The sequence below is a fragment of the Streptomyces sp. NPDC016677 genome, assembly GCF_055562815.1.
This window is the reverse complement of sequence record NZ_JBVHEO010000001.1, coordinates 826844-842378: the sequence shown is the minus strand read 5'-3', so window position 1 is coordinate 842378 and position 15535 is coordinate 826844. Positions and strand designations below refer to the sequence as shown.

The 15535-nt window shown below is 73.9% G+C and carries 15 protein-coding genes; 8 read left to right on the top strand and 7 right to left on the bottom strand.

Translation table 11 applies throughout. The features are described from left to right. Positions 1-135 precede the first annotated feature (135 nt). Both ACZ3IG_RS03705 and ACZ3IG_RS03700 read left to right on the top strand, forming a co-directional pair. The gene (locus tag ACZ3IG_RS03705; RefSeq protein WP_467428627.1) at positions 136-1164 is read left to right on the top strand and encodes an ATP-binding cassette domain-containing protein; all 1029 of its coding nucleotides are present in this window, start codon (positions 136-138) and stop codon (positions 1162-1164) included. Then, the gene (locus ACZ3IG_RS03700; protein WP_467428625.1) at positions 1161-1970 is read left to right on the top strand and encodes an ABC transporter permease; all 810 of its coding nucleotides are present in this window, start codon (positions 1161-1163) and stop codon (positions 1968-1970) included. The genes ACZ3IG_RS03705 and ACZ3IG_RS03700 overlap by 4 nt, the downstream gene beginning before the upstream one ends. 6 nt (positions 1971-1976) lie before the next feature. Here ACZ3IG_RS03700 and ACZ3IG_RS03695 read toward each other — a convergent pair whose 3' ends face one another. Next, entirely contained in the window at positions 1977-5606 is a 3630-nt protein-coding gene (locus ACZ3IG_RS03695) for an AfsR/SARP family transcriptional regulator (RefSeq protein WP_467428624.1), read from the bottom strand. 177 nt (positions 5607-5783) lie between these two features. Here ACZ3IG_RS03695 and ACZ3IG_RS03690 point away from each other — a divergent pair, with 177 nt between their 5' ends. Continuing rightward, the gene (locus tag ACZ3IG_RS03690) at positions 5784-6581 is read left to right on the top strand and encodes a site-2 protease family protein (protein ID WP_467428622.1); all 798 of its coding nucleotides are present in this window, start codon (positions 5784-5786) and stop codon (positions 6579-6581) included. Position 6582: 1 nt separating this feature from the next. Here ACZ3IG_RS03690 and ACZ3IG_RS03685 read toward each other — a convergent pair whose 3' ends face one another. From ACZ3IG_RS03685 to ACZ3IG_RS03670, 4 genes are all read right to left on the bottom strand, one after another. After that, a complete protein-coding gene (locus ACZ3IG_RS03685; RefSeq protein ID WP_467428619.1) occupies positions 6583-6747 on the bottom strand; it encodes a hypothetical protein in 165 nt (54 codons plus the stop codon). A gap of 64 nt (positions 6748-6811) precedes the next feature. Continuing rightward, a complete protein-coding gene (gene npdG / locus ACZ3IG_RS03680) occupies positions 6812-7528 on the bottom strand; it encodes an NADPH-dependent F420 reductase (protein ID WP_467428618.1) in 717 nt (238 codons plus the stop codon). 9 nt (positions 7529-7537) lie between these two features. Continuing rightward, on the bottom strand, positions 7538-8626 hold the full coding sequence (locus ACZ3IG_RS03675) for a sialidase family protein (protein WP_467428616.1): 1089 nt from the start codon (positions 8624-8626) through the stop codon (positions 7538-7540). A 149-nt stretch (positions 8627-8775) separates the two neighbouring features. Continuing rightward, entirely contained in the window at positions 8776-8994 is a 219-nt protein-coding gene (locus tag ACZ3IG_RS03670; RefSeq protein WP_467428614.1) for a hypothetical protein, read from the bottom strand. 58 nt (positions 8995-9052) lie between these two features. On the opposite strand from ACZ3IG_RS03670, the gene map reads away from it, so the two are divergent. Then, positions 9053-9910 carry a type I methionyl aminopeptidase gene (map, locus tag ACZ3IG_RS03665; RefSeq protein ID WP_467428613.1) on the top strand — a complete coding sequence of 286 codons (858 nt, stop codon included), beginning with the start codon at positions 9053-9055 and terminating at the stop codon, positions 9908-9910. A 132-nt stretch (positions 9911-10042) separates the two neighbouring features. Continuing rightward, positions 10043-10690, top strand: coding sequence for a biliverdin-producing heme oxygenase (locus ACZ3IG_RS03660; RefSeq protein ID WP_467428612.1), 648 nt, complete (start codon positions 10043-10045; stop codon positions 10688-10690). A 63-nt stretch (positions 10691-10753) separates the two neighbouring features. On the opposite strand, the gene ACZ3IG_RS03655 is transcribed toward ACZ3IG_RS03660, so the two are convergent. Next, positions 10754-11563: an endo alpha-1,4 polygalactosaminidase gene (locus ACZ3IG_RS03655; protein ID WP_467428611.1), complete on the bottom strand. Its 810-nt coding sequence runs from the start codon at positions 11561-11563 to the stop codon at positions 10754-10756. Between the two features lie 192 nt (positions 11564-11755). Beyond that, the gene (locus ACZ3IG_RS03650; protein WP_467428609.1) at positions 11756-12439 is read right to left on the bottom strand and encodes a PhzF family phenazine biosynthesis protein; all 684 of its coding nucleotides are present in this window, start codon (positions 12437-12439) and stop codon (positions 11756-11758) included. Positions 12440-12513: 74 nt separating this feature from the next. Here ACZ3IG_RS03650 and ACZ3IG_RS03645 point away from each other — a divergent pair, with 74 nt between their 5' ends. The 3 genes from ACZ3IG_RS03645 (at position 12514) to ACZ3IG_RS03635 (ending at position 15472) form a co-directional block, all read left to right on the top strand. Continuing rightward, the gene (locus ACZ3IG_RS03645) at positions 12514-13575 is read left to right on the top strand and encodes a FecCD family ABC transporter permease (RefSeq protein ID WP_467428606.1); all 1062 of its coding nucleotides are present in this window, start codon (positions 12514-12516) and stop codon (positions 13573-13575) included. Continuing rightward, positions 13572-14405 (top strand): heme ABC transporter ATP-binding protein, encoded by an 834-nt coding sequence (locus ACZ3IG_RS03640; RefSeq protein ID WP_467428605.1) that lies wholly within the window; start codon positions 13572-13574, stop codon positions 14403-14405. Before ACZ3IG_RS03645 ends, ACZ3IG_RS03640 begins: the two co-directional genes overlap by 4 nt. Before the next feature lie 92 nt (positions 14406-14497). Further along, positions 14498-15472: an SCO2278 family lipoprotein gene (locus ACZ3IG_RS03635; RefSeq protein ID WP_467428603.1), complete on the top strand. Its 975-nt coding sequence runs from the start codon at positions 14498-14500 to the stop codon at positions 15470-15472. Positions 15473-15535: the final 63 nt, after the last annotated feature.

Sequence of the window (15535 nt, the reverse complement as noted above, 5' to 3'; positions counted from 1 at the left end):
CGCGCCCTGAGAGCCACTGCGGTACGACGCCGGGCCCCGCCGATCTTCCCCCGTCGGCGGGGCCCCGCCATACCCACGGGCGAGTGTCGGCGGTCTGTCGGCCGTCTGTCGGTGCGGGCTGGCACCGTCGTCGGCATGAAGCGAATCGACAACCGCCAGGGCGGCCCGCGCCCCGCCGTCCGTGTCCGGGGGCTGGTCAAGCACTACGGCGAGACCAAGGCGCTGGACGGCGTCGACCTGGAGGTGCGCGAGGGCACCGTGAGGGGTGTGCTCGGGCCGAACGGCGCCGGCAAGACCACGCTGGTGCGCATCCTGTCCACCCTGATCACCCCGACCTCCGGCGAGGCCGTCGTCGCCGGGTACGACGTGCTGCGCCAGCCCCGGCAGCTGCGCCGCGTCATAGGCCTGACCGGGCAGTACGCGTCGGTGGACGAGAAGCTGCCCGGCTGGGAGAACCTCTACATGATCGGGCGGCTGCTGGACCTGTCCCGCAGGGACGCCCGCGCGCGGGCCGACGAGCTGCTGGAGCGGTTCTCGCTCACCGACGCCGCCAAGCGTCCCGCGAGCACCTACTCCGGCGGTATGCGGCGGCGCCTGGACCTGGCCGCGTCCATGATCGGGCGGCCCGCGGTGCTGTTCCTGGACGAGCCCACCACCGGTCTGGACCCGCGCACCCGCAACGAGGTGTGGGACGAGGTCAAGGCCATGGTCGGGGACGGGGTGACGGTCCTGCTGACCACCCAGTACATGGAGGAGGCCGAGCAGCTCGCCTCCGAGCTGACCGTCGTGGACCGCGGCAAGGTCATCGCGAACGGCGGCATCGAGGAGCTGAAGGCGAAGGTCGGCGGGCGCACCCTGCGGGTGAGGCCGGCCGACCCGGAGCAGCTGCGGCCGCTGTCCGCGTTCCTGGACGGGCTCGGCATCACCGGGCTCGCCTCCACCACCGTCGACACCGAGCGCGGCGCCGTGCTGGTGCCGATCCTCAGCGACGAGCAGCTGACCGCGGTGGTCGGCGCGGTCACCGCGCAGGGCGTCACGCTCTCCTCCGTCACCACCGAACTGCCCAGCCTGGACGAGGTCTTCCTGTCCCTCACCGGCCACCGCGCCAGTGCCCCGCAGGACGCCTCGCCCGCCACCGACACCCGCGAGGAGGTCGCCGTATGAGCGCCACCACCGTCCCCACGGCCGACGCCCGCATCCCGCTGCGCGGCCACGTCCGGCACACCGGTGCCCTGATCCGCCGCAACCTGCTGTGGATCCGGCAGGACCCGGAGTCGATGTTCGACGCGCTGCTGATGCCGGTCGTCTTCACCCTGCTGTTCGTGTACGTCTTCGGCGGCTCGATCGGCCAGGCGCTGGGCGGCGGACAGGACGGCTACGTCCAGTACGTGATCCCCGGCATGATCGCGATGATGAGCATGACCCTGTCGCAGGGCGTCGGCACCGGGTTCAGCCAGGATTTCAACTCCGGGGTGATGGACCGGTTCCGGTCGCTGCCGATCGGGCGCGGCTCGGTGCTGTTCGCGAAGATCACGGTGGAGCTGGCGCGGATGCTGTTCGCCACCGCGGTGCTGATGATCGTCGCCGTGCTGGTCGGCTTCGACATCGAGCACTGGGGCGGGCTGCTGGCGGCCGTGGGGCTGTCCGCCGCGTTCGCCTCGTCGATCATGTGGGTGTTCCTCACGCTCGGCGTGGTCCTGAAGAACGCGCAGTCCGTGCAGGCGATGGGATTCCTGGTGCTGTTCCCGCTCCAGTTCGGCTCGTCGATCTTCGCGCCGACCCAGTCGATGCCGGGCTGGCTGCAGGCCTTCACCGACTACAACCCGCTCTCCACGCTCGCGGACGCGGCGCGCGGACTGATGGTGGGCGGTCCGGTCGCGCACGACCTGTGGATCACCCTGGGCTGGTCGGCGGCGATCACGGCGGTGATGGCGCCCGTGGCGATCCACAAGTTCCGCACGAAGAGCTGACGCGTCTCACACGAGGGCGCGGGCCTCCGCCTCGGAGAGGCCGGCGCCCTCGGCGTGCGCGGCCTCGTACTCCTCGTCCCCCAGCGCGGCCCTGGCCCACTCGGTGGCGCGGACCCGCACCGCCCGTTCCATGCCCTCCTCGACCTGGTCGGGCGGCCGCAGCGCGGCGGCGGCGCCGAGGCAGCGGGCGGCGTCGCGGGCCCGGCCGCCGCCGTCGATCCGGGCCAGCGGCAGTGCGGCGATCGCCAGGTGGACGGAGCGCATGTGCGGCGCGATGGCCACCGACAACGGGTCGTCGCTGCCTGCCAGCGCCCGCCGGGCCTTGTCCAGGGCGGTGTCGTACTCCCCCTCCAGCGCGTCGATCCAGGACTCGGCGCCCAGGATGAAGGCGTCGAAGACGACGAAGCGGGTGATGGTGAAGTGCAGCCGCAGCACCCGCAGTTGTTCCCGGGCCTCGGCGGTCCGCCCGGTCCGGGCCAGCCAGCCGGCCAGGAACAGCCGGGCGGCGGGCATGGCGCTGTTGTGCCCGCCGTCGTCGGAGCGCTCGGCGACCTCGCGCAGGATGCGCTCGCCCCGTTCCGTCTCCCGGCCGTCCTCCAGCAGCGAGCCGGCCAGCCGGGCGTCGAGCACGTCCACCTGGGCGTGGGCGCCGAGCCGCCGCGCGTACCGCGCCGCGGTCTCGTAGTCGGCGGCGGCCAGCCGGAACTCGCCGCTGCGTTCGCGGGCCTCGGCGCGGGCGGAGAGGGCCTCGGCCAGGCCCCACTCGTCACCGAGGCGCCGGTAGATCTCCAGCGACTCGTCGGCGTCGCGGGCGGCCTCGCCCGCCGAGTCGGAGCGGTTGGAGAGGATGGTGGCGCGCCACTGGAGCGCGCAGGCCAGCTCCCAGTCGAAGCCCGGGGTCGCGCGGCAGGTGCGCACGGAGGCGTCCATGATGACGCGCAGCCGGTCCATGTCGCCGGTGAACATCACGGCGAAGAACCAGAACAGGCCGGGGCTGCGGCAGGTCTGCGGCAGCCCCGGCTCATAGGTGGCGGCGACCGCCCGCAGCTTCGCCTGGGCCGCCGGGGTCTGCCAGGCGTCCAGCTCGGTGTCCATGCACGCCAGGTGGGTCAGGTGCACGCCACGCCGGGCCTCGGCGAGGACCTCGCCGGTCATCGGGGGCGGGGCGCTCGTGCACCGCTCGGGGACGGGCGCCGCGGGCACCGGCGGGTCGGTGAACGGGTCCGGGCCGAGCGCCATGACCTCCTGGCACCAGGTGCGGGCCTCGGTCCGCAGGTCGCGTACGTGCCAGTACCAGGCCAGTGACAGCACCAGGCACAGCGCCTCCTGTTCGTCGCGTTCGGCGACGGTGTGCCTGAGCGCGGTGCGGATGTTCTCGTACTCGCGCTCCAGGCGGGCGATGGCGGCCAGCTGGTCCCGGCCGCGCAGCAACGGGTCGGTGGTGCGGGCCAGTTCGCGGTAGTGGGTCAGGTGGGCGCGTTCGGCGGCGGACCGGCCGCTGGCCTCGTCGAGGCGTTCGCCGGCGTACTCGGCGACGGTCTCCAGGAGCCGGTAGCGCATCTCGCCGCCGTCGCCCGCGGGGGCGGCCACGACCAGGGACTTGTCGACGAGGGAGCCGAGCGCGTCCAGGGCGGCGGGACCGCAGACGGCCTCGGCGGCGGCCAGGTCGCAGCCGCCGGCGAACACCGACAGGCGGCACAGCACCTCCCGTTCGTCCTCGTCCAGCAGCTCCCAGGACCAGTCGACGACCGCGCGCAGGGTCTGCTGGCGGGGCAGGACGGTGCGGCTTCCGGAGGTGAGCAGGCGGAAGCGGTCGTCGAGCCGGTCGGCTATCTGGCGGGGGGTCAGCACGCGCAGCCGGGCGGCGGCCAGTTCGATGGCGAGCGGCAGGCCGTCCAGGCGGCGGCAGATCTCGGCGCAGGCGTCGGGGTCGTCCTCGACGCGGAAGCCGGGGCGGGCCGCCCGGCCCCGGTCGGCGAGCAGGCGCAGCGCGGACGGCTCGGGCAGCGGTTCCACCGGCCGCAGCAGCTCCCCCGGTACGCCGAGGGGTTCCCGGCTGGTGGCGAGGACGGTGACGCCGGGGCAGCGGGCGAGGAGTTCCTCGGCGAGGCGGGCGGCGGCGTCGACGAGGTGCTCGCAGTTGTCGAGGACGAGCAGCATCCGGCGCCGCCCGCAGTGCTCGACGAGGCGTTCGACGGCGGTGGCGGGCCGGTCGGCGGCGACCCGCAGCTCCTCGGCGCCGGCGCCGTAGAGCACGGTCTCGCGGGCTCCTACGGCGGTCAGCACGGCCTCGGGCACGGCGGCGGGGTCGTCGACCGGGGCCAGCTCGGCGAACCAGGCGCCGTCCCGCGCGGTGTCCCCGGCGGCCTCGGCGGCTTCCAGGGAGAGCCGGGTCTTGCCGGAGCCGCCGGGGCCGAGGAGGGTGACGAGCCGGGTGGTGCCCAGGTCGGCGCGGAGCGTCTCCAGGTCGGCGTCCCGGCCGACGAAGGAGGTGAGGCGGGCCCGGAGGTTGCCCCGGGGGCGGGCCGGCAGGCCGTCGCGGGCGGAGGCCGGGGGGTGGCCGAGGCCGACGGGGCGGTCGCGGTCGCGGTCCCGGTTTCGGTCCCGACCCCTGTCCCGGTCGCGGCCCCCGTCCCCGCCCCGGTCGCGGTCCCCGTCCCCGTCCCGGTCGCGGTCTCCGTCCCGGTCACGGTCTCCGTCCCGGTCGCGGTCCCGGTTTCGGTCATGGTCGCGGCCCCCGTCCCAGTCCCGGTCGCGGTCCCAGCCCCCGTCCCGGTCGCCGCCCTCGCCCCGATCCCGGTCGCGGTCCCCGTCCCGGTCGCGGTCCCGATTTCGGTCGCGGCCCCCGTCCCGGTCCCGGCCCCCGTCCCGGTCCCCGTATCGGGGCGGCGGCGGGGTCGGTTCGGTGCCGGAGCGCAGCAGTTCGGCGTGGAGGGCCCGCAGGTCCGGGCCCGGGTCGGCGCCGAGCCGCGCCACGAGCAGCCGGCGTACGTCCTCGTAGGCGGCCAGTGCCTCGGCGGTGCGGCCGGTGCCGCGCAGGGCGCGCAGCCGCAGCGCCTGGAGGGGTTCGTCCAGGGGGTGGGCGTCGCACAGGGCGGTCAGCTCGGGCAGGGACCGCTCGGCGTCGCCGAGCCGCAGCGCGGCGGTGTGCCGGGCGCGCAGCGCGTCCAGGCGCCGGGTCTCCCAGCGGGCCGCCTCGGCGGTGCGGTCGGGCAGGTCGGCCAGGACCGGGTCGCGCCACAGCGCCAGCGCGTCGTCGAGAGCGCCGGCCGCCTTGTCCGGGTCGCCGCCGGCCAGCGCGCGGGCGCCCTCGCCGGCCAGCCGCTCGAAGCGGTGCAGGTCGACGTCGTCGGGGCGGGCGGTGAGCCGGTAGCCGCCGTCGGCAAGGGCCACCGCGTCCGCGCCGAGCGCCCGGCGCAGCCGTCCGACCAGGGCCTGGAGGGCGCCGGTGGCGTCGGCGGGCGGGTCGTCGGCCCACACCTGGTCGACCAGCAGGCCGGGCGGTACGGTCCGGCCTGCCCGCAGTGCCAGCACGGTCAGCAGCGCGCGCAGCCGCGCCCCGCCGACCGGGACGGGGCTGCCGTCGGGGCGGAATGCCTGGGTGGTGCCGAGGATGCGGTAGCGCACGGGGTCCATTCTCTCCGGGGACGGGCCGGCGCCGCCTCCGGGTTTACCGGGGCAATGGAACCGGCGGTCCCCTGTGGGGCGTTCCCACTCCGGCACCGGTACGGTCGAGCCTTTCCACCGCGCCCGCGCCACGAGTCCCCGCCACGAGTCCGCACCACCAGCCCCGAGCACAGGAGTCCCGCCGTCATGACCACCGCCCCCGCCCGCCCCAGTGACCGGCGGGTCTCCCCCGTCTTCCTCGGGATCGTCGCCGTCGCCGCGGTCACCGGCTGGGCCACCTGGACCGGGTTCGCCGAGCAGCCGGGACTGGCGGTGTTCCTGTTCGTGACGGCCGCCTGGGTCGTCTCCCTGTGCCTGCACGAGTACGCGCACGCCCGCACCGCGCTGCACAGCGGGGACATCTCGGTCGGCGCCAAGGGCTATCTGACGCTGAACCCGGCGAAGTACACGCACGCGCTGCTCAGCATCGTGCTCCCCGTCGTCTTCGTCATCATGGGCGGCATCGGTCTGCCGGGCGGCGCGGTCTTCATCGAGCGGGGCCGTATCCGGGGCCGCTGGCGGCACAGTCTGATCTCGGCGGCGGGCCCGCTGACGAATGTGGCGTTCGCCGTCGTGTGCACCGCCCCGTTCTGGCTGGACGCGCTGGACGGCGTACCGGGCGACTTCCGGCTGGCCCTGGCGTTCCTCGCGCTGCTCCAGGTCACGGCGGCGATCCTGAACTTCCTGCCGGTGCCGGGCCTGGACGGCTACGGGGTGATCGAGCCCTGGCTGCCGTACGGCGTGCGGCGGCAGCTGGAGCCGTTCGCCCCGTTCGGGCTGCTGTTCGTGTTCGCGCTGCTGTGGGTCCCGGCGCTGAACGGCGTGTTCTTCGACGCGATCGACGCCGTACTGCGGTCGCTGGGCATCAGCGACTTCGACTCGTACTGCGGCTTCGAGCTGTACCGCTTCTGGCAGACGGACGAGCTGTGCGCGATGGGGTCGTGACTCAGGCGCGGCGGCGCTTGAGGTAGTACCAGCACATGTTGGACGACAGTCCCGCCAGCAGCACCCAGACCACGCCGACCAGGACGACGCCCTCGGCGAAGGAGACGACGGCCGCCACCACGGCGAGCACGCAGACGATCAGGGCGTAGAGGGCGAGGCGGGGCATGAGGTCGGCTCCTGTCGGGGGACACGGGCGGTCTGGCTGCTGCCCACCAGTGTCCCCCATCGCCTCATACGTCCGTGACGCGGAGTCCCGCGTGGGCCTTGTAGCGGCGGTTGACGGAGATCAGGTTGGCGACCAGCGACTCGACCTGGTGGGCGTTGCGCAGCCGCCCGGCGAAGACGCCGCGCATACCGGTGATGCGGCCGGCCAGCGCCTGGACGGTCTCCACGTCCGCGCGGGCCTCGCCGAGCACCATCACGTCGGTGTCGATCGCCTCGATCTCCGGGTCCTGGAGGAGGACGGCGGACAGGTGGTGGAAGGCGGCGGTGACCCGGCTGTCGGGGAGTAGGGCGGCGGCCTGCTCGGCGGCGCTGCCCTCCTCGGGCTTGAGGGCGTAGGCGCCCTTCTTGTCGAAGCCGAGCGGGTTGACGCAGTCCACGACGAGCTTGCCGGACAGTTCCTCGCGCAGGGACGTCAGGGTGTCGCCGTGGCCCTCCCAGGGCACGGCGACGATCACGATGTCGCTGCGGCGGGCGGTCTCGGCGTTGTCGGCGCCCTCGACGCCGAGGCCGATCTCCTCGGCGGCGGCCCGCGCGCGGTCGGCGGCCCGGGAGCCGACGATCACCTTCTGGCCGGCCCGGGCGAGGCGGTAGGCGAGGCCCTTGCCCTGCGGCCCGGTCCCGCCGAGGACGCCGACGACCAGACCGGATACGTCGGGGAGGTCCCAGGGGTCCTTGGCGGGGGCCTTGTGCTGAGCGGCGCTGTCGTTGTCGGTAGAGGTCATGGGCCGACTCTATGCGGGTCCGTCCAGGGACACGGTGAGCCGCCGGAAGGTGATCGTCTCGTACGGTCCGGCGTCGCCGGTCTCGTAGAGCAGGCCGACCGAGCGGGCGCCGACGGGGACCAGGTCGGAGTAGGCGGCGGGGCGGTCGTCGACGGTGTGGGCCGGGCGCCAGCGGGTGCCGCCGTCGGTGGAGACGCGCAGGGTCATCCGGGCGCGGGCGGCGGGGTCGGCGGGGCCGGAGAAGAGCAGGGGGCCGGCGTCGGGGAGGGCGAGGACGCTGCCCTGGCAGACGGGTCCGGACAGGTCCGGCTGCCGGCGGAAGGGGGCGGTCAGGGTCCGGCCGCCGTCCCCGGAGTGCGCGTCGGCGCGGGGGCCGGGCGACGGGGGCATGGTGCGGGCGTTGACGTAGAGGCGGCCGTCGGGGAGTTCGGCGGCGGTGGACTCGTTGGCGGCGACGCGGGTGGCGGTGCCGTCGCCGTCGTCGACGTAGCCGAGGTACCAGGTGGCGCCGTCGTCGTCGCTGAGCAGGCAGTGGCCGCCGTCGGGGCCGTCGGGCAGGGAGTGGTTGGCGGGGACGACGACGCGGCCGGCGCGCAGGCGCAGGGCGTGGCCGGGGCCGGTGGCGTACCAGCGCCACTCCGGGCGCTTGACCTGGTCGGTGATCTCCCGGGGCGGGGACCAGGTGAGTCCGTCGTCGTCGCTGTGCGTCACCCACACGCGGCGTCCGTCCTCGGCGGTGACCTCGCCGCGGCGGATGGCGGCCTCGGTGGCGTGCGCGGCGTTGCGGACGTGCACGAGCAGGACGCGGCCGGTGCCGAGGACGACCGGGGAGGGGTTGCCGGCGAGGTCGTCGCCGTTCTCGGCGGCGACGACGAGGGGGCCCCAGGTGCGGCCTCCGTCGGTGGAGCGTTTGACGGCGACGCGGATGGTGCCGTGGTCGGCGGGGCCGGTGGCGCGGGCCTCGCAGAAGGCGAGGAGCGTGCCGGTCGCGGTGCGGACGACGGCGGGGATGCGGTAGCTGGCGTGGCCGTCCTCGCCGGCGCGGAAGGGGACGGAGGGGGCGCCCTCCGGGCGGGTGCCGGGGCCTGCGGCGGTCATGGGGGCTCCTGTTGTGTGGTCGGGTGCGGGTGCGTCGTGGTTGCTCGCGCGGTTCCCCGCGCCCCTTGAGGGACGTGCGGTGAACGCGCCCCGCAGGGGGCGGGGAACTGCGCGGGCAACCACCCCCTACCCGCGGCCGCCCCGCGAGATCACTCGCGCTCCGGCGCGTCGTGCCACTTCGGGTCGTTCTCCCACTGGAGGTCGCGCTCACGCGCCGTCCGCATCGCCTGCTCCGCCTCCGTGCGCGACGCGTAGGGACCGAAGCGGTCCTTGGCCGGGCACTCCGGTCCCTCCTCGACCTTCCGGTGCTGGAGGCAGTAGTACCACCCGCCCGGTTTGCCGACCGTGCGTTTCTTGAACAGGGCCATGACCGGCTCCTTTCGCCAGGGACATGGTCTCGTATGCCCGCTGGTTAGACTCGCTGGCATGTCTGGCCAGTCGCTGCTCGTACCAGGGGAGCTTTCTCCCAACCGTTCCGTACCCGGAAACATCCGCCGGCCCGAGTACGTCGGCAAGCCCGCCCCGACGCCGTACACCGGTCCGGAGGTGCAGACGCCCGAGACGATCGAGGCGATGCGGGTGGCCGGGCGGATCGCCGCGCGGGCGATGGAGGAGGCCGCGAAGCTCATCGCGCCGGGTGTGACCACGGACGAACTGGACCGGGTGGCGCACGAGTACATGTGCGACCACGGGGCCTACCCCTCGACCCTCGGCTACCGGGGTTTCCCCAAGTCGCTGTGCGCCAGCGTCAACGAGGTGATCTGCCACGGCATCCCGGACTCCACGGTGCTGCGCGACGGCGACATCGTCAACCTCGACGTGACGGCGTACATCGGCGGCGTGCACGGCGACAACAACGCCACCTACCTGGTCGGTGACGTCGACGAGGAGAGCCGGCTGCTGGTCGAGCGGACCCGGGAGTCGCTGAACCGCGCGATCAAGGCGGTGAAGCCGGGCCGGCAGATCAACATCATCGGCCGGGTCATCGAGTCGTACGCGAAGCGGTTCGGGTACGGCGTGGTGCGGGACTTCACCGGGCACGGGATCAACTCGTCGTTCCACTCGGGGCTGATCATCCCGCACTACGACAGCCCGCACGCCACCACCGTCATCCGGCCCGGGATGACCTTCACGATCGAGCCCATGCTGACGCTGGGCACGCACGAGTACGAGATGTGGGACGACGGCTGGACGGTCGTGACGAAGGACCGCAGGCGCACGGCCCAGTTCGAGCACACCCTGGTGGTGACGGAGACCGGCGCGGAGATCCTCACGCTGCCCTGACGCCCCCGCGCCCCCGCCGACCCGCTCTCTTCCGGAGGGCGGGTCTTTTCGCGCGCCCCCGGGTACGCTTTTACCGACAGGCCGTCGGCAAGCTATTGACTTAGGTTAGCCTAACCATAGAAGATCGGGCGCATGGACTCCTTCTCGACGCTCATCCGCACCGCCTCCCACGCGCAGCATGTGGAGGCCGAGACCTCGACGTTCATGAGCGACCTGCTCGGCGGCCGGCTCGGCGTGGACGCCTACGCGCGCTACACCGAGCAGCTGTGGTTCGTGTACGAGGCGCTGGAGGCCGCCGCCGGGCGGCTCGCGGCCGACCCGGTGGCCGGGCCCTTCATCCAGCCGGAGCTGGAGCGGCTGCCGTCGCTGGAGCGCGACCTGGCGCATCTGCGGGGCGCGGGGTGGCGGACGGGGCTGACTCCGCTGCCGGCCACCGAGGAGTACGCGGCCCGGGTGCGGGAGTGCGCCGAGCGGTGGCCGGCGGGCTATGTCGCCCACCACTACACGCGCTACCTCGGCGACCTCTCCGGTGGCCAGATCATCCGCGACAAGGCCGAGCGGACCTGGGGTTTCGCCAAGAAGGGCGACGGGGTCCGGTTCTACGTCTTCGAGGAGATCACCAACCCGGCCGCGTTCAAGCGCGGGTACCGGGAGCTGCTGGACGGCATCCGGGCCGACGAGCTGGAGCAGCAGCGGATCGTGGCCGAGTGCAAGCGGGCGTTCGCCCTGAACACGGCGGTCTTCCGGGCGCTGGGTGAGGAGTTCCCGCTCAGCGCGTAGCGGGCGGGCGGGTGGGGGCGCCGGGCCGGGGCGGTGCTCCGCCCCGACGCCCCGTTCAGGGGGTCAGCAGGTCTCGCGGACGTACTCGCCGCTGCCGGGGGCGGTGACGTCGTAGTCGCGCTTGACGACGCTGAGCGTGTCGCCCCAGCCGGCGCAGGCGTTGGCCATGCCCTCGTCGTCGTACTCGATGACGATGACGTGGTCGTCGAAGTAGTCGGTGTAGGAGTCGCACTCCTCCCACTTGCCGCACTCCTCCGCCACCGCGAAGTCCAGGCCGTTGGCCTCGCGGTTCTCGGCCAGCTCGGCGGCGTTCTTCTGGGCGATCGCCAGGCCGGCGGCGTGCGCGCGGGCGGCGAGCCGCTGGATCAGGTCCTGGGCCTGGGAGGCGTCCAGCAGGTCGGAGAAGCGGTCGTAGGTGTCGAAGTTGTCCGGCTCGACGGCCTGGTAGCCCTTGGCCGCGCAGTCGTCGATCCAGCCGCCCACCTTCTCGGCGATGGCCTCGCGGTTGTCCTCGGTGGTGATGTCCAGGACGGCCTCGCCGTCCCACTCGCCGTCGTAGACGACGTTGCCGTCGGCGTCCTTGAGCAGCAGGTCCTTCCACTCGTCGGTGGCGCCGGGCTGGGTCTGGAAGGCGTTGACGTAACAGATGTTGTACAGGCCGTCGACGGGGGCGGCGGTGTGGTCGCGGGTGACCACCTCGACGCCGGCGGGCGGGGTGTAGGCGCCGCCGATCTGGTAGTCGAAGCCGGCGCCCGCGGGCGGCAGCGTGATCGTCGCGGCGGTGGCGTTGCCGGGGGCGCACACCAGGGCGGCCAGGGCCACAGCGCCGGCCGCCGTCAGGGCGGTGCGGGAGTGCAGGGGAGAACGGCTCATCCTTCGAGCTCCATACGTTGCGGGTACGTCCCCGCCTCGGACGCCGTACGGCGGTCCTGGCGACTTGGTCCGGGCTGCTGGCTGGGGACGCCAGTTACCGGCTGGGCGTACCTCTTCGCCGACTGTGGGGGTCGGCGCGCCCGAGTAAATCGATCACCTGTTGCCCTGTCAAGAACGGCCGGTCACGGGGAATCAGCGCTCCAGGAACACCCGTCCGCCGATCTCCACCCACCCGTGCGGCTGCGGGGCGGTGAGGATCTGGGAGCCCGATCCCTGGGTGATGTTGAGGGCCCGGCCCAGCCGGTCGGTGAGCAGCAGGGCCGCCGCGCCCGTCGCCTCGTCCTCGTCGATGCCGTCGTCCCGGCCGGGAAAGCCCCGGGCGCGGACCCGTCCGGCCGCCTCGTCCTCCCACGCCCAGGCGTAGACCCTCCCCCAGACTTCGTCCGCGGGGACCCCCGTCTCGCTTCGCTCCCCCTTCGGCGGTACCGGCAGGTCGTCGACCTCGGCCGCGGTGGCGTACTGGCGCAGGGTGCGCGGCGGGGCCCACTGGGCGCGCGCCTCGATCCAGCTGAACTCCCCGTCCTGCCGGGCGCCCACCACCCCGGCCGGGGTGACGAGTTCGCCCACGTCGAGCAGCCAGGAGGTGCCGACGCAGGGGCGCCCGGCGAAGGGCAGGCGCTGGGTGGGGGTGTAGATGTCGATGACGCCGCGCTCGGGGTCGTCGACGAACACGGTCTCGCTGAAGCCGAGTTCGGCGGCGAAGGCCTGGCGCTCCGCCCGCTCCGGCAGTACGGAACCGTCCCGGACGACGCCGAGTTCGCTGCCGTAGCCGCCGTTCGCCGCGCAGAAGACGCGCAGCACGTCGTAATCAGTCACGGGAGCATTGAAACACCGGGCGACGGCAGGCACTTCGGTGGCGAGAGTAGGGAAGGCTAACCTAAGCTACTGCGGTGATCACCGATCCCGCTCCGCCGCCGAGCGCCCGGCGCTCCACCGCCTGGCTGCTGACCGCCGGACTGCTCGCCGCGCTGCTGCTCCTGGTCCCGGTCGCGGCCGGGACCGGCGCCTATCCGGTGCCCGTCGGTGACGTGGTCGGCTCCGCCCTGCACCGCGTCGGGCTCGGCGGCGCCGCGCTGGACCGGGTCGCGGAGTCGGTGCTGTGGAACGTACGGTTCCCGCGGATCGTGCTCGCGCTGCTGGTCGGCGCCTCGCTGGGCTGCGCGGGCGCGCTGATGCAGGGCGTGTTCGGCAATCCGCTGGCCGAACCGGGCGTCATCGGCGTCTCCTCGGGCGCGGCGGTCGGCGCGGTCGCCGTCATCGCCCTCGGGCTGGACTTCCTCGGCACCTGGACCGTCTCCGCCTTCGCGTTCGCCGCCGGACTGGTCACGGTCCTGGTGGTGTACGTGATGGCGCGCTCCGGGGGCCGGACGGAAGTGGTGACACTGATCCTCACCGGCATCGCGGTGAACGCCTTCGCGGGGGCGCTGATCGGCCTGTTCCTGTTCTTCGCGGACACCGCCGCCGTCAACCAGATCACCTTCTGGCAGCTCGGCTCGCTCGCCCAGGCGACCTGGCCGAAGGTCCTCGCCGTGCTGCCGTGCGCGGCGATCGGCCTGGGGCTGGCCCCGCTGTACGCCCGCCGCCTGGACCTCCTCGCCCTCGGCGAACGCCCCGCCCGGCACCTGGGCGTGGACGTGGAGCGGTTGCGGATCGTCCTGATCCTGGTCATCGCGCTGCTGACGGCGGCGGCGGTGAGCGTCTCCGGCGTGATCGGCTTCGTCGGCCTGGTCGTCCCGCACCTGCTGCGGATGGCGGCCGGGCCCGGCCACCGGTTCCTGATCCCGGGCAGCGCCCTGCTCGGCGCGCTCGTCCTGCTCGCGGCCGACCTGGCCGCCCGGACCGTCGCCCAGCCCGCCGAACTGCCCCTCGGGGTGCTGACGGCGCTGCTGGGCAGTCCGTTCTTCTTCTGGCTGCTGCGCCGTACCCGGCGCGGACAGGGAGGCTGGGCATGAGGCTGCCGCGGCTCGTACCGTCCCGTCCGGCGCCGCCCGCCCCGGCCGCGCCCGGCGACCTCCTGGCCGAGGCCGAGGAGGTACGCGTCCGGCTCGGCGGCCGGCCGGTCCTGGACGGCGTCGACGTCACCGTCCGGGCCGGCCAGGTCCTCGCGCTGGTCGGCCCCAACGGGGCGGGGAAGTCCACCCTGTTGGGCGCCCTGGCCGCCGACCTCCCGGTGACCGGCGGGGTCGTCCGGGTCCACGGCCGCCCCGTGGCCGGCTGGTCCCCGGCCGAACTCGCCCTGCGCCGGGCCGTCCTGCCCCAGTCCACCGCGCTGTCCTTCCCGTTCGCCGTCGAGGAGGTGGTCCGGATGGGCCGCGCGCCCTACGCCGGTACGCCGGCGGCGGACGAGGACGACACGGTGGTGGCCGAGGCGATGGCCCGTACCGAGGTGAGCGCCTTCGCCGGGCGGCCGTTCTCCGCGCTGAGCGGCGGCGAACGCGCCCGCGTCGCCCTGGCCCGGGTCCTCGCCCAGCGCGCCCCGCTGCTGCTGCTCGACGAACCGACCGCCGCCCTGGACCTGCGCCACCAGGAACTGGTGCTGCGGCTGTGCCGGGAGCGGGCGCGGGCCGGGGACGCGGTCGTCGTCGTCCTGCACGACCTGGGCCTGGCGGCGGCCTACGCGGACCAGGTGGCGGTGCTGCGGGCCGGCCGGGTCGCGGCCGGGGGAACACCGGGCGAGGTGTTCCGCGCCGACCTGCTCTCGGAGGTCTACGACCAGCCCGTGGAGGTGCTCCCCCACCCGCGCACCGGCGCCGTCCTGGTCACCCCGCGCCGGGACCCGTGAGCGCCGCCGGAACCGGTATCCGGTCCCGGCGTCGGCGCGGCGCCGGGCACCGGTAGGGTTCGCCTCCGGGAAGGGGAAGGTGAAGGAACCTGATGAGCAGGCTTGACCGGAGCGTCCTGACAGGGGCCGCCGTGATCGCTCTGTCGTTGACGGCGAGCGGGTGCGTGGTGGTGCACGGCGAGCGCGAGGTGCTGCCCGGAGCCACCCGCGCGGAGGCCGCCGAGGCCCTGGCGGAGTTCACCGCCGCGTACAACAAGGCGGACAAGGCGTACGACGGTTCCCTGGACGCCGATCACACCACCGGGGCCCTCGCCGACATCGACGCGGCCCGGCTGAAGGCCGGCAAGGCCAACAACCCCGACGGCAACCCGTCGTACAGCCCGTTGAAGCTGACCGACGTCACCTACACGATCCCGAAGAAGGCGGGCTGGCCGCGCTGGTTCCTCGCCGACGCCCGCGGCAACAAGGGCGGTGACGTGCGCTGGCTGCTGGTCTTCACCCGGGACGGCCTGGACGAGACCTGGCAGGTGGCGTATCTGACGCTCGTCGCCCCCGACGACGTGCCCGAGTTCAAGACCGACAAGGACGGCTGGGCGGAGGCCGTGTCCACGAACTCCGCGCGACTGGCCGTCAGCCCCGCCAAGTTGAGCAAGAGCTACACGGACTACCTCCAGGGCGGCGGGGACGACTTCGCTCCCGGCGCGCACACCAGCGCCTGGCGGGCGCAGCGCGCGACGCAGGCGACCCGGCCGGGGCTGGCCACGCAGTACATCGACGAACCGCTGACCGACGGCGACTACGCCCCGCTGGCGCTGCGCACGGAGGACGGCGGCGCGCTGGTGTTCTTCACCACCCGGCACTACGAGAAGCAGACCGCCGCGCGGGGTACCTCGGTGCCCACGCCCAACAAGGACGTGCTCGCGCTGACCGACGGCGAGATCAAGCAGACGCTGACGATGGAGTTCGTCTCCAACGAGGTCGCCCTCGACCCGGCGGGCGACGCCGCCGAGGACGAGGTGTCGATCCTGGGGCGGGTGCAGGGACTGACCTCGGCGAAGGGCGAGTGACGGAAGGGCGAGTGACGCGGGATACGCGCGGGGACCGGCCGCGAGGGCCGGCCGCGGGGGTCG